This window comes from Pseudomonas sp. GW821-FHT10C09 (genome assembly GCF_059415465.1).
On sequence record NZ_JBWKNG010000008.1, the window covers coordinates 105,155 to 118,616 of the forward strand.

Sequence of the window (13,462 nt, forward strand, 5' to 3'; positions counted from 1 at the left end):
AATCAACCTGTTAGTTTTGACAGTTTTTTATGATAAAAACGATTGAAAAGTTAATTGTGTCAATGTAAAAAGTATAAGTGATCGACAAACACACATCCTGCAAACCCATCATGGTAGAGATTCATCATGATAGAGCCCCTATAGGATCCCAAAGCGGGACGGATTTATTTACCCGACGCGGCCTTTGAGCAATTGCGCCAAAGCACAGTGAGCATCAGCGAATTCGCTGAACAGTTGGGCTTTCAGGAGCCGAGCGCGTTTCATCGAGTGTTCAAGAAATGGATGGGGGAAAGTCCAGGGCGGTATCGGGCACCGTTTCAGGTGGGGGTGGAGTGAAGTAGGCTTTCTTACTCTGTATCGAGAGTACCTGAAAAGGGGGAGCCAAGTTACGTAACGACGAGCTTTGCAGGTTGGTCCGTGTTCTGAGTACTCACTTCAAGAGATGATTTTGCTCGCGCAATTCGAGAGCGAATAGACATTGCAGATAGCTTGCTAAGCCCAGGTTTGGCTAGCTGCTTCTCCAGGAAAAGGAGCTCTGCTGATAGGTGCAGATATTCGTTTTTTATTCATGCGCGACCTCTGAAAGTCGGACGATCCTCATCCTGACGTCCTCTCGCGTCAAGCGAACAAACGTTACAGTTGATTCGCATCACGCTCATTCCCCGGCTGAAGTACCCTGTCACCTTGTTTGCCCTCTGCGAGCTTGACCAATGCCAGCGGCCCTTAACCGCCTCACCGCCCTGTTCGACCAGGCCCGACGCGCCTTGCTTCTGGTCTGGGGCACCTCCCGTGGATTGTTCCTTGGCCTGGTCCTGGCAACCCTGATTGCCGGTGTACTCCCAGCACTCGCGGCCTGGATCGGTCAACGCATCGTCGACGCGGTGGTCAGCGCCATGCAGTTGCATGCGCAGCAGGGCAGTGCGCCGTTGTGGCCGGTGGTGCGTTATGTGTTGATGGAGGCGGGGGTGCTGGCGTTGTTGTCCGGTACGCAGCGGGCACTGTCGGTTCAGCAGTCGCTGTTGCGCGTGCAGTTGGGGCAGAAGGTCAACACGATGATTCTGGAGAAGGCCCAGACGTTGTCGTTGGTGCAGTTCGAGAATTCCGAGTTTTACGACAAGCTGGTGCGGGTACGGCGCGAGGCGTCGACCCGGCCGCTGGCGCTGGTGATGAAGTCGTTGGGGCTGATTCAGAACCTGATTGTGCTGATCAGCTTCGGCGTGTTGCTGGTGCACTTTTCGCCGTGGGCGCTGGTGCTGCTGGTGGTCGGTGCGTTGCCGGTGTTTTTCGCCGAGGCGCATTTTTCCGGGGATGCGTTTCGGTTGTTCACCCGCCGGGCGCCGGAGAGCCGGCAGCAGACTTACATCGAGACGCTGCTGTCCCACGAGGGGTACATCAAAGAGGTCAAGTTGTTCGGTTTCGCGCCGCTGTTGTTGAAGCGCTATCGCGAGACGTTTGCGCGTCTCTACGCCGAAGACCGTCGGTTGACATTGCGTCGCGATGGCTGGGGTTTTGTCCTCGGCCTGCTCGGCACGGCGGCGTTTTACCTGGCGTATGCGTGGGTGGTGGTCGATGCCGTTCACGGCCATATCACCCTGGGGCAAATGACCATGTACCTGGTGTTGTTCAAGCAGGGGCAAACTGCAGTCAGCAGCAGCTTGAGCGCTATCAGCGGGCTCTATGAAGATGGTCTTTATCTGTCGAACCTCTATGAGTACCTGGCCGAACCGGTGGTGGCCGATACCGGGACGCTCACGGAGGGCGCGGTGCCCGGCGATGGCCTGCGCTTCGAGAACGTCGGCTTCACGTATCCGGGGGCGAGTCGTGCGGCGCTGGAGCGTATCGACCTGCACCTGGTGCCGGGGTGCAGCCTGGCGCTGGTGGGGGAGAACGGCTCGGGCAAGACCACACTGATCAAGTTGCTGACTCGCCTGTACCGCCCCGATCAAGGTCGCATTTTGCTCGATGGCAGCGATTTGCAGGTTTGGCAGGAAGTCGCGCTGCGGCAGCGCATCGGCGTGATTTTTCAGGATTACATCCGCTACCAATTCTCGGTGGGCGAAAACATCGGCGTCGGCGACACGTTGGCGTTCAACGATGAACAGCGCTGGCAGGACGCGGCGGCCCAAGGCATGGCTGCGCCGTTTATCGAGCGTCTGGATCGCGGGTATGCCACGCAACTGGGGCGATGGTTTGCCGGTGGGCAAGAGTTGTCCGGCGGGCAGTGGCAGAAGATCGCGCTATCGCGTGCCTACATGCGCCGCGACGCCGATATCCTGATTCTCGATGAGCCAACGTCCGCCCTCGATCCGGCGGCGGAAGCAGCGGTGTTCGAGCATTTCAGCGAGCACACCGAAGGCCGCATGACGTTGCTGATTTCCCATCGATTTTCCAGCGTGCGCAATGCCGATCACATCATCGTGCTGGACCAGGGCACGATCCTCGAGCGTGGCGATCACGACAGCCTGGTGGAGGCGGGCGGGCGTTACGCGCAGCTGTTCAACCTGCAAGCCCGGGGTTACCGCTAGGTTTGGCTTTCATCAAGCCATCGATTGCCTGGCGATACTGACTGCCACCCAGCATCATGCTGTTGTTATGCGTCCCACCGGGCACCAGCAGCAGGCGCTTGGGTTCATTGGCGGCATTGAACAACTGTTGGCTGAAGCGTGAAGGCATGAACGGGTCGGCCAGACCGTGGACCACCAGCAACGGCATGTCGATGTCGACGATCTTGTCGATGGAATCGAATTTCTGTGACACCAACCAACGCACCGGCAGCCATTTCACCGGCAGGTTGCTGTCGGCCACTTGCGCCACGGCATCGCCCAGCGAAGTGAACGTGGACTCGATCACCAGGCCGCGCACCGGCACCGGGTCATGTTGCTTTTTCGCTTGTGCGGCGAGGTCCGCCGCGAGGTCGATGGCCACCGCGCCGCCCAGGGAATGGCCGTAGATCAGGCGCTTGTTGGCGTCCGGTTGCATCTGGGTGAAACGCTCCCAGGCGGCTCGGGCGTCTTCGTAAACACTGGCTTCCGAAGGCAGGTCACCTTTGCTTTGGCCGAAGCCACGGTAGTCGATGGCCAGCACCGAGTAACCCATGGCGCGCAATTGCTCGATGCGAAACGCTTGGCCCGTGAGATTCCAGCGCACACCGTGCAGGTAGAGGATCGACGGCGCATCCCGGCGCGCCGCCGGCCACCACCAGGCATGCAGGTTTTGCCCGGCCTTGAAACTGGCGGGCTTGATGTCGAATTCCTGCACATCGCTCGGCAAGCCGCGGTACCAACCGGCGGTGCCCGGTTCGATGCGAAACAGCAGCTCGCGCTCTTTGTATTTGAGCACTCCACAACTGACCGGCAGGCCGACGATCAGCACGGCCATGCACAGCAGCGGTAGCCAGCGACGGCCCAAGCGGCTCAACAAATTCGACGACATGTGGCGGTCCGGAAGATCAGCGGGAAAGGACGGTTTTTAACAGATGCGTGGTGGGGGCGGGAACAATTTCGACAGCCGTATGAATATGCAGTAAATCATCGGGCCCCTTCGCGAGGGGGCTCGCTCCCACATTTGACCGAGTTCTTCCAAAAGAAATGCGATCCACAGTGGGAGCGAGCCTGCTCGCGAAGGGGCCGGTACTGTCAAAGCCAATCCAGCTGGAGCCCGATCAATCCACCTTCAACACAATCTTCCCAACATGATCCCCTGCCTCCATCCGCGCATGGGCCTGTGACGCGTCGTTGAGCGCAAACACCTTGTCGATCATCGGCAGGCAGCGCCCGGCGGCGAGCACGGGCCAGACGTACTCTCGCAACTGTTCGGCAATCGAGGCCTTTTCTTCGCGGGTGCGTGAGCGCAACAGGGAACCGGTGATGATTGCGCGCTTGGCCATGATCGCCAGCAGGTCGACATCCTTGGCGTGAGCGCCGCCGAGAAAGCCCAGCATCACCAGTCGACCCTCCATGCCCAGCGCCGCGATGTTCGGATTCAGGTACGAACCGCCCATGATGTCGAGGATCACGTTCACGCCTTTGCCAGCGGTTTTTTGCGCGATGACCTCGGCGAAATCCTGCTCACGGTAGTTGATCGGCTCGGCGCCCAACTGGCGGATCACCGCACACTTGTCCTCACTGCCCGCCGTAGCGAATGCCTTGACCCCGAATTCGCGGCACAGCATCAACGCGGTGGTGCCGATGCCGCTGGTGCCGCCGTGGATCAGGGCGCGCTGGCCTTTGCTGGCGCCGCCCATGTCGAACAGATTGGCCCATACCGTGAAGAAGGTTTCCGGGATCGCCGCCGCGTGTACCCAATCCATACCATCAGGGATCGGCAGTGTCTGGCCGGCCGGTGCCACGCAATACTGCGCATAGCCGCCGCCGTTGGTCAGCGCGCAGACCTTGTCGCCGACAATGAACTCGCTGACGCCTGCGCCGATGGCCACCACTTCACCGGCCACTTCCAGCCCCGGGAACGGACTCATGCCGGGTTTCAGCGGGTACTTGCCTGCACGTTGAAGCGCATCAGGGCGGTTGATTCCGGCAGCGTGCACGCGAATCAACACTTCGCCCGCCGCCGGGGTCGGCACCGGCTCCTGGCGCGGCTTCAACACCTCGGGGCCGCCGGGCTCGGTGATTTCAATCAAGGTCATGGTTTGAGGCAAGGTCATGTCGAAGTCCTGGGATAGAGAAGTCATAACAGTGGGACCGCATTCACGGAGCGGTGATTCAGTTCAAAACAGGCAACAAATCATCACGACGGTTGAGCAAACGCATGCCCTGTTCCAGCAGCAGTGCAACCACAATCGCACCGGCCGCGATGACAAACAACAAGGCGTGATGACCGCCGCTGGCATTGAACAGCGCCGAATAGGCAAAGCCTGCGATGGCCTGAAAGGTGGCGAACGAAACCGTCGCGCGGCTCCAGGCCACTTGCTGCTGGTGATGCTGCGGGATCAGTTCGTGAACCCGTGCCAGCGCCAACGGGACGATGCCCGGTGGGAACGAGCCGAGAATCACCGCCAGCAAGGCCAGCGCCGTAAAAGAACTCGATATCGCCAGTAGGCTAACGGCAATCGCTTGCACTACCAGCACCACGCGAATACTGACTTTCGCGCCGAACTGATCCGCCAGAAAGCCGTAACTCACGGGCCCGATAATTGCGCCAAGGCCATACATCACCCAAATCAGCGCGCCGACGTGCGGCCCTGCACCGAGGCCACGGGCGACGTAATCCACCAGGAACACCATGGCGGGCACCAGCCCGGCGGCCATGAACGCGTATTGAGCAAACAGCAGGTAAACCCGTGGATCAGTGGCAGTCTTGGGTTCGTTGATTGATGGCGTGACGGCTGCGTGATGCGCCTCCGACGGCCAGCCGAACCAACTGGCAGCGGTGAGCACCAGGGACAACACGCCAAGGCCAAACCAGGTCTGCTGCAAGCCAAGGCTCAGCAACGGCGGAACAATCGTCCCCGAACCGGCAATGCCCAGGCCAATCCCTAGAAAAATCGCACCGCTGGCCAACCCTCGGCGTGATGCCGGCACGTGGGGCAACACGGTCGCGGCCACCAGCACCATGATCGCGCCACCGGCAACGCCCGACAGCAGGCGCCAGCCAAAGAACCAGCTCACCGACAAGGGAAAGCCACAGGCGAAGAACGATAACGTCACCGCAAACATCATCAGCCGCAGCGCGGTTTTGTTGGAGGTACGTTGCGCGACAGGGCGGCCGATCAGGGCGCCAATCAGATAGCCGACGAGGTTCGCGGCGCCGAGGTAAACCACGTCGCTGGCGGAAAACCAGTGGGCCTGGATCAATGATGGAATCAACGGTGTGTACGCAAACCGCGCCAGGCCAATGCTGACCAGGCTGGCGCTGAGGCCGGCGAAGATCGGCAGCCACAGGGCGCTGCGCGAGGGGGGCGATGAGCTGTGCATGAGCAGGATCCTGAGAGGTGTTTGCTGGCCTTCAGCCTATCGCGATTATCTGATGCAATAACGCAGCGATTTTGCGCTATGGTGATGCGTATATGCATCAGCAGGAGAGCCGTATGAATTGGGATGATGCACGGGTATTTCTCGCGGTGTGCCGAGAGTCGACACTGCGCGGCGCTGCGCGGGTGCTGGGGGTTGATCAAGCCACGGTGGGCCGGCGGATTACGGCGCTGGAAAAGTCATTGAGTGCCACGCTGTTCCTGCGCACCTCCGAAGGTTACGCACTGACCGCCGTCGGCGAGGCGGCGTTGGCGGCGGTGGAAAAGATGGAGCGCTCGGCGCTGGAGCTGCAGCGGCAGATCCAGGGGCTGGATGACCGCTTGACCGGGCTCGTTCGGGTCAGCACCACGGATTCCATGGCCATCGATTTCCTGATCCCGGCCATTGCGCGCCTGCATCAGCAGCACCCCGACGTGCGCGTGCAACTGGACGCCTCGACGCAGATTCTCAGCCTGGCCAAACGCGAAGCCGACATCGCCGTGCGCAATACCCGGCCGGATAATCCGGACCTGATCGCGCGACGCATCGCCCGCTGGCCGGTGGGCCTTTTCGCGTCCCAGGCGTATGTGGACGCCAACGGCGTGCCGGCGCCGGGCTCGGCGTTCGAGGGGCATGATCTGGTGGTGTATCAGCCGTACCTGCAAAACCAGAAGGACATGACGCTGGTGTCGGAGCCGTTGCATCGCGGGCGGATCGTGTCGAGCCTGAGCTCCAGCCTGCTGGTGCGTCGATCCATTGCGGCGGGTATCGGGCTGGGGGAAATTCCGGTGTACATGGGGGAGAGGGACGGGCTGGTCAGGCTGTGGCCGGAGCGCACACGACCGCTGCCATATGACGTCTGGCTGGTGACCCACGCCGACTTGCGGCACACCGCGCGGGTGCGGGTGGTGATCGAAGAAATTGTCGCGGTGTTTTCAGGGACGGGCGAGTGAAGCCCAAAAGATCGCAGCCTCGCTTCACTCGTCAGCTCCCACAGGTGTAAGCCAAACCCTGTGGGAGCTGAGGAGTGAAACGAGGCTGCGATTTCTTCCTTATGGCATTTCAGGCAGCTCTTGCGGGCGCAGGTCGAACACCAGCACTTCGGCATCTACACCGTTGCTCAACGTCAGCACCTGCTCATCACGCACCCGCACGCCATCACCTTCCTGCAACTGCACGCCGTTGAGTTCAACGCTGCCACGGGCCACATGCACATAGGCATAACGATTCGCGGCCAGTTCCAGCGCAGCGCTTTCCTTGCCGTCGATCAGCGCGGCGTACACCCGTGCATCCTGCCGCACCTTCAGCGAGCCTTTGTCGCCGTCGGGGGAGATGATCAGTTGCAGACGTCCACGTTTCTTTTGCGTGCTGAAATGCTCTTGCTGATAACGCGGTTTGGCGCCGCTCACTTCCGGCACGATCCAGATTTGCAGGAAGTGCACGGGCCGTGTCGCCGAGTGGTTGTACTCGCTGTGGGCCACGCCACTGCCGGCGCTCATCAACTGCACGTCACCCGGGCGGATCACCGAACCGGTGCCCAGCGTGTCCTTGTGTTCCAGTGCGCCTTCGAGCACGTAGGAAAAAATCTCCATGTCGCGGTGAGGGTGCTGGCCGAAGCCTTTGCCGGCCGCCACGCGGTCATCGTTGATCACCAACAGGTCCGAAAAACCCTGTTCTTTCGGGTTGCGGTAGTTGGCGAAGGAAAAGGTATGGAACGACTTCAACCAACCGTGATTGGCCGCGCCGCGATCAGAAGCTTTGCGAAGGGTCAGCATGATGAAATCTCCTGTTGGGACGTTGATTCGTCCGAGTGAGGAGAAGGTTAATGGTTACTGGTGGATGCAATAAGTAGATGGAAATTGAAACACTGTCCTGATGAGGTTGACAGTTGTGTGCGGTCGATCACGCATTCTTTCCCGACGCTGCCGCCACGATTGGCCATAATGCACAGCACCCTTTTAATGCCAAACACATAACCCCTGTGGAACTGGTGTTTAGCCGATGGATCTTCCTTTGACTTCAGTGACTCTCAGCCCATGAAAACCGTAGCCGTTGTGTTATTCCCGGGCTTCCTCCTGCTCGACATGGCCGGTCCCATGGAGGTGTTTTCCATCGCCAATCGCTACCTGGCCCCGGCGGACCACTACGACCTCACGACCATCGGCACCGAGGCCGGCGCATTGCGTGCATCCAACGGCGTCAACGTCCAGGCCGATCTGCACATGGATCAAGCGACTCAAGGTTACGACCTGCTGCTGATACCGGGCGGCCCCGGTGCCTATAACGAGAAACACCTGCCGTTGCTCAACTGGCTCAAGGGCGCGGCGAATCGCGCCGGGCGATACGGTTCGATTTGTACGGGCGCCTTCGTGTTGGGGTTCGCCGGTTTGCTCGACGGATACCGCGTGACCACTCACTGGCACTACACCGAACGGCTGATCAAAGGCTTCCCCAAGGCCACCGTGGAGACCGATCAGATTTACGTGCTCGACCGTAACCTCATCACCTCCGGCGGTGTGACCGCCGGCATCGACCTGGCGCTGGCGGTGGTCGCCGAAGACCATGGCAAAAAAGTCGCGCAGGACGTGGCAAAAGTGCTGTTGGTGGTGATGAAACGTCAGGGCGGACAGGCGCAATTCAGCCCGTTGATGGCCACGGTTGCCCCGCACGAAACGCCGATCACCCGAGTGCAAAACTTTGTCCTGGAACACCTGGATGAAGCGTTCTGCATCGAACGCATGGCCGGTCTTGCGACCATGAGTGCGCGGCACTTCACCCGGGTTTTTGCCCGGGAAGTGAACATGACACCGATGGAGTTTTTGCAAAACGCTCGCATCGACCGCGCCAGGAGCCTGCTGGAAACCAGTGACCTGCCGCTCAAGACGGTGGCGTTCAAAAGCGGCTTTGGCAGCGTGCGGCACATGCGTTTTCTGTTCGGCGAAAAGCTTGGCCTGACACCCAGTCAGTACCGCGAACAGTTCAGCTAGCGTGTTGTGTCCGTCATGCGCACCTTGATGGCCGGGACGCTCCCTCCGTGGCCGTTGATCCGTCACGCAGGACTGCCAAGATACCCGTGAACTCTTTGCAAGGGAGGTGCGGGAGCCTGGAAGGCGAGTGCGAAGGAAGTGTGTGGCACTTAGAGCCGGAGCAGGTTTTCAGCACGCGAACGTGCATGAACAGCCTCACAGATTTGAACAGCGAAGCGGTGCTGCATTTCGGCCCCTACGCGTTTCACCAGCGGCAACGGCTGATCCTGGACGGCGATCGGCCGCTGCGCATGGGCGGGCGGGCCCTCGACATCTTGCAGGTGCTGGTCGAGCGCGCCGGGACGGTGGTCAGCAAGGACGAACTGATTGCCCGGGTCTGGCCGACGTCGGTGGTCGAAGAAATCAATTTGCGCGTGCACATTGCTGCGCTACGTCGCGCCTTGGGCGACGGGCAGAACGGTCAACGCTACATCGTCAACATTCCCCAGCGCGGATACAGCTTTGTCGCCCCGGTGCAGCACCTGCCGGCGGGTGCGCCCCTGTCGATCCAATCCATTCAAAAAGCTCAACACAACCTGCCGGCACGGCTCACGCCGGTGACGGGTCGCGACTCGATTGTCGGCAGTCTGGTGCGGCAGTTGCCGGTGCGGCGTTTGATGACGCTGGTTGGCCCAGGCGGGATCGGCAAGACCACGGTGGCGTTGCGCGTGGCCGAACTGTTGTTGCAGCACTATCAGGACGGTGTCTGGCTGGTTGATCTGGGGGCGATTGATGATCCCGCGCACGTCATTGAACATCTGATGCACGCCCTTGAACTCGATGTCGAGACTGCCCTTGAGGGGGTGGCGCAGCGCCATGTGTTGCTGGTGCTCGACAACTGCGAGCACCTGCTGGAGCACTGCCGAACACTGGTTGAAAGCCTGCTGGTCGCTGCGCCCCGGCTGTCGATCCTGGCCACCAGCCGCGAACCGTTATCGGCCGCCGGGGAAACGCTGGTGCATCTACCGCCACTGGCGGTCCCGCCCGCGGCCGAGTGGCAGAGTGTCGCGCAGGTCATGGGCTATTCGGCCGTGCAGCTGTTCGTCAGTCGCGCCCGCGCCCGTCAACAAGGCTTTGCCCTGCGCGAACAAGACCTCAACATCGTCGGTGACATCTGCCGCAGGCTCGATGGTTTGCCGCTGGCCATCGAACTGGCGGCCGCGCAAATCGACGCACTGGCGTTGGTGGGGCTGCAATCCCAACTCGACAACTGTTTTCAGCTGCTGACCCAAGGCCGGCGCACCGCCGTCCCCCGGCATCAAACCCTGAAAGCCACGCTGGACTGGAGCTATGACCAGTTGAGCCCGTTGGAGCAAACGGTGTTGCAGCGCCTGGCCGTGTTCAAAATGGCCTTCACCCTGGACGCCGCCATTGGAGTGATCAATTGCGCGGTACTGCCGCCCGAATGTGTGATGGACGCGGTGCAGCATCTGGCTCTCAAATCGTTGTTGTCGGTGGAGGAGGGCAGCGGTGTGACCCGCTACCGTTTCCTCAACACCACTCGCCTGTATGCCTTGGAAAAACTCGAACACAGTGGAGCGTTACGCGATTTCGAAAGGCGCTATGCCCGTTTTATCAGCCGGGGGCGCGCTGCGTCAGGTGGGCAGGTGGCATTGCAACTCGTCGAGTAACCGGCGCACGTTCATCAGGTCCGGTGTGGCAAAGCCTTCGGTGAATTGCTGGTAGATCGGTGCCAGCAATTCATGGGCCTGCCGATAGCGACCCTGACGCTGCCAGAGCCGGGCCAGCGACGTGGCGCTGCGCAGCTCCCAGGCGAGGGCGCCCTGGGTTCTCGCCACGTTCAGTGCGCGCATCAGCACGGCCTCGGCCGCCTGGTTTTTCAACGGGCAATCCTCTTCCAGCAGCGTATTCGCCCTGGCCCGCAGAATTTCTGCCGTGCTCCAGCCGGCGATGCCGGTATCCGCGCGATGCAGCAAGGCATCATCGACGAAACCGCCGTCCAGCGTGACCATGATGTCCTTGATCAACCCAGTGCCCGGTGGGGGCGGCGAGTGCGCCTCTGCCTGGTCGATCACCTGCGCGTAGTGACGCGCCCACGTGTAGAACAGCAGCACCGAGTGTTTTTGCGCTTGCTCCAGCAGCAGGCGCAGGAGTTCGCGGGCGCTGCGGGTGTCGCCGTTGTAGTGGGCGATCAGGCAGCCGGCCAGGGCCAGGGTGTAGCAAATCGAGGTGCCATGGTTGATCTGGATCGCGATGTTCAGTGCCTGCCGGGCCGTGCGCCAGGCCTGCTCCGGTTGGCCCTGCAACCAGAGGATGCGTGCCAGAATCGTCAGGGAAGCAACGCTCTGGTCGTATTGCACACCAAAACCGTGGGTGAAGCGGTTGAGGTGACCGCTGTGGGCCATGCGCTGGATCACTTCTTCGGCGTTGACCCGGGCCCGTCCCTGATCCCCGGCAAAGTGCAGCGCGAGCACGCGCAGTCGATGGGTGCTCAGCGCCAGCACGGCGTCGTCATGCCCGCCCAGTCGATCGAACTGCAGGCTCTGTTCCAGCGCCAGTTGATAATGACCGCAGCTGAGATTGACCGCCATGTGCCCGGACACCGCCCGCAACTGACCAGCCATGTCACGGCACTGTCTGGCCAGGGTCCGGGCGCTGACGAAAGCGTCGATGGTTTCCGCAGTACCACCCTGGGTGTGGTAGCAGGAACTGCCGAGCGCCAGGTTGAGGCTCATCTTCAGCTGGGGGCAGGGCTGCGGTGTGGCATCGAGCAGTGCCAGCGCCTTGCGCACATAAACGCCATGCTCCTTGAGCAGCGACAGTTCCTGCCACAGCGGCATCGACGTTGCGGCCAACTGGATGGCCAGTGCTTGCGGTCCTTGCCCGTTCAAGCCCCAATCGAGCGCCGCGCGAATGTCCTCCAGGCCACGGGCATAACGCTCGATCCACAGTCCGGTCGGGATGAGTTCCCAGTCATCGCGCGCCTGACGCATCAAGGCCAGGCAGCGTTCGGCATGGCGGACTTGCGTGTCCGGCAGGTCGGCGGCCTGGTCGAGTTTTTCCAGGGCATAGCTGCGTGTGGTGTCGAGCAGGCGATAGAACACTTCTTCGTCGCCCACTTCCACGTTCAGCAGTGACTTGGCCACCAGTTGCGTGATCGCACCAAACACCTTGCCGGGGTCGATGTGTTCACCGACGATCACCGCCGCTGCGGATTCCAGGGTGAAGCCGCCCCTGAACACGCCCAACCGGCGCAGGCAGGTTTGCTCGCAGGGCGTCAGCAGTTCGTAGCTCCAGTCGAGCGTGGCGCGCAGCGTCTGGTGCCGACCCAATGCCGACTGACACCCTTGGGTCAGCAGACGAAAACTGCCTTGCAACTGCTCCAGCACGCCACTCAAACCGAAGTGGCCGACTTGCGCGGCGGCGAGTTCGATGGCCAGCGGAATGCCGTCCAGGCGATGGCAGATGTCGATCAACAGCGGCAGCTCGTCATCATTCAGTTCAAAGCTGTCGTGGCTGGCCATCGCCCGCTCGACGAACAATTGCAGCGCCGAAAACGTCATGGCCTGAGCACGGTCCAGCACGGCGATGGGCGGCGGACAATCCAGCGACTCAAGGCGCTGGACGAACTCGCCTTCGGCTCGCAGGCTTTCGCGGCTGGTGGCCAGGATGTGCACCTCGGGCGCGGCGCGCAGGGTGCTTTCGCAGAGCAGGGCGATGGCGTCGACCAGGTGTTCGCAATTGTCGATGACCAGCAGCATCTGCCGGTCGCGCAGGAAGGTTGCCAGTGCACTCACCGGTTCGCCATCGTGCAGGGACACATCGAGCAGCGTCGCCAAATGGGCGGTGATCATCAGCGGGTCGTTGATCGGTGCCAGGTCCAGCAGGCGAATGCCGTCCCGGTAGCGCCCGATCAACTGTTCGGCGACGCGCAGGGCCACGGTGGTCTTGCCGATGCCGCCGGGGCCGACGAGGGTGATGAAGCGCTGGCGTGCCAGTTGCGTCACCAGTGCATCGACCAGGGACTGGCGCCCGATCAGGCGGGTGCGCCGCACGGGCAGGTTATGACCGTTGGGCACCGGTCCTTCGAGTTCGGGGTGTTGCTCGATCCGTTCCAGCGAATAGGGCGCGACAAAGCTATAGCCGCGCTGCGCCACGGTGACGATGTAGCGCTGGCCGGCCTGGCCGTCGCCGAGGGCTTTGCGCAACGCCGCCATGTGCACCCGCAGGTTGATGTCCTCCACCACGCTTTTGGGCCAGACCGCCGCGATCAGTCGCTGTTTGCTGACCACATGCCCGGCGTGCTCCAGCAGGATCAACAGAATGTCCATGGCACGCCGGCCCAGGCGCAGGGGCTGGTCGGCCTCCATCACCAGGCGTTGTCCGGGGTAGATCCGGTAGGGGCCGAAATGCACAGCCTGTTCGGGGGAGAGGGTCAACGTGTCGCTCCTGCTTGCATCCGTCTATTACGCGGTTTTCGAGCATGTTCCGCAGGTTTTCGGATCAGTG

At 61.5% G+C, this 13,462-nt stretch carries 9 protein-coding genes and 1 pseudogene; 5 read left to right on the forward strand and 5 right to left on the reverse strand.

Going from position 1 to position 13,462, the window contains the following annotated elements:
* Positions 1 to 180: 180 nt before the first annotated feature.
* Both AC07N8_RS10160 and AC07N8_RS10165 read left to right on the forward strand, forming a co-directional pair.
* Positions 181 to 336, forward strand: a pseudogene (locus AC07N8_RS10160) (helix-turn-helix domain-containing protein); the annotation flags it as partial.
* A 374-nt stretch (positions 337 to 710) separates the two neighbouring features.
* Positions 711 to 2,525 (forward strand): ABC transporter ATP-binding protein, encoded by a 1,815-nt coding sequence (locus AC07N8_RS10165; protein WP_483840014.1) that lies wholly within the window; start codon positions 711 to 713, stop codon positions 2,523 to 2,525.
* Here AC07N8_RS10165 and AC07N8_RS10170 read toward each other — a convergent pair.
* The 3 genes from AC07N8_RS10170 to AC07N8_RS10180 all read right to left on the reverse strand — a co-directional run bounded on the left by AC07N8_RS10170 (position 2,497) and on the right by AC07N8_RS10180 (position 5,930).
* Positions 2,497 to 3,432: an alpha/beta hydrolase gene (locus AC07N8_RS10170; RefSeq protein ID WP_483840013.1), complete on the reverse strand. Its 936-nt coding sequence runs from the start codon at positions 3,430 to 3,432 to the stop codon at positions 2,497 to 2,499. The two genes, AC07N8_RS10165 and AC07N8_RS10170, sit on opposite strands and share 29 nt — an antisense overlap.
* Before the next feature lie 229 nt (positions 3,433 to 3,661).
* The gene (locus tag AC07N8_RS10175; RefSeq protein WP_493143351.1) at positions 3,662 to 4,660 is read right to left on the reverse strand and encodes an NAD(P)H-quinone oxidoreductase; all 999 of its coding nucleotides are present in this window, start codon (positions 4,658 to 4,660) and stop codon (positions 3,662 to 3,664) included.
* 58 nt (positions 4,661 to 4,718) lie between these two features.
* The gene (locus AC07N8_RS10180) at positions 4,719 to 5,930 is read right to left on the reverse strand and encodes a YbfB/YjiJ family MFS transporter (protein ID WP_493143353.1); all 1,212 of its coding nucleotides are present in this window, start codon (positions 5,928 to 5,930) and stop codon (positions 4,719 to 4,721) included.
* Positions 5,931 to 6,043: 113 nt separating this feature from the next.
* On the opposite strand from AC07N8_RS10180, the gene AC07N8_RS10185 reads away from it, so the two are divergent.
* On the forward strand, positions 6,044 to 6,919 hold the full coding sequence (locus tag AC07N8_RS10185) for a LysR family transcriptional regulator (RefSeq protein ID WP_483840010.1): 876 nt from the start codon (positions 6,044 to 6,046) through the stop codon (positions 6,917 to 6,919).
* Positions 6,920 to 7,018: 99 nt separating this feature from the next.
* Here the strand turns inward: AC07N8_RS10185 and AC07N8_RS10190 are convergent, their stop codons facing one another.
* Positions 7,019 to 7,741, reverse strand: coding sequence for a pirin family protein (locus AC07N8_RS10190; protein WP_140669349.1), 723 nt, complete (start codon positions 7,739 to 7,741; stop codon positions 7,019 to 7,021).
* A 261-nt stretch (positions 7,742 to 8,002) separates the two neighbouring features.
* Between AC07N8_RS10190 and AC07N8_RS10195 the strand changes: the two genes are divergently transcribed.
* Together AC07N8_RS10195 and AC07N8_RS10200 are read left to right on the forward strand one after the other, a co-directional pair.
* Positions 8,003 to 8,953, forward strand: coding sequence for a GlxA family transcriptional regulator (locus AC07N8_RS10195; protein WP_493143355.1), 951 nt, complete (start codon positions 8,003 to 8,005; stop codon positions 8,951 to 8,953).
* A 185-nt stretch (positions 8,954 to 9,138) separates the two neighbouring features.
* The gene (locus AC07N8_RS10200) at positions 9,139 to 10,623 is read left to right on the forward strand and encodes an ATP-binding protein (RefSeq protein ID WP_493143357.1); all 1,485 of its coding nucleotides are present in this window, start codon (positions 9,139 to 9,141) and stop codon (positions 10,621 to 10,623) included.
* On the opposite strand, the gene AC07N8_RS10205 is transcribed toward AC07N8_RS10200, so the two are convergent.
* Positions 10,588 to 13,392 (reverse strand): ATP-binding protein, encoded by a 2,805-nt coding sequence (locus AC07N8_RS10205; RefSeq protein ID WP_493143359.1) that lies wholly within the window; start codon positions 13,390 to 13,392, stop codon positions 10,588 to 10,590. The genes AC07N8_RS10200 and AC07N8_RS10205 overlap by 36 nt on opposite strands.
* Between the last annotated feature and the right edge of the window lie 70 nt (positions 13,393 to 13,462).

Bases quoted from the DNA above. Each gene is read 5' to 3' on its own strand.
- AC07N8_RS10165 (WP_483840014.1), top strand. From the start codon at position 711: ATGCCAGCGGCCCTTAACCGCCTCACCGCCCTGTTCGACCAGGCCCGA.
- AC07N8_RS10170 (WP_483840013.1), bottom strand. From the start codon at position 3,432: ATGTCGTCGAATTTGTTGAGCCGCTTGGGCCGTCGCTGGCTACCGCTG.
- AC07N8_RS10175 (WP_493143351.1), bottom strand. From the start codon at position 4,660: ATGACCTTGCCTCAAACCATGACCTTGATTGAAATCACCGAGCCCGGC.
- AC07N8_RS10180 (WP_493143353.1), bottom strand. From the start codon at position 5,930: ATGCACAGCTCATCGCCCCCCTCGCGCAGCGCCCTGTGGCTGCCGATC.
- AC07N8_RS10185 (WP_483840010.1), top strand. From the start codon at position 6,044: ATGAATTGGGATGATGCACGGGTATTTCTCGCGGTGTGCCGAGAGTCG.
- AC07N8_RS10190 (WP_140669349.1), bottom strand. From the start codon at position 7,741: ATGCTGACCCTTCGCAAAGCTTCTGATCGCGGCGCGGCCAATCACGGT.
- AC07N8_RS10195 (WP_493143355.1), top strand. From the start codon at position 8,003: ATGAAAACCGTAGCCGTTGTGTTATTCCCGGGCTTCCTCCTGCTCGAC.
- AC07N8_RS10200 (WP_493143357.1), top strand. From the start codon at position 9,139: ATGAACAGCCTCACAGATTTGAACAGCGAAGCGGTGCTGCATTTCGGC.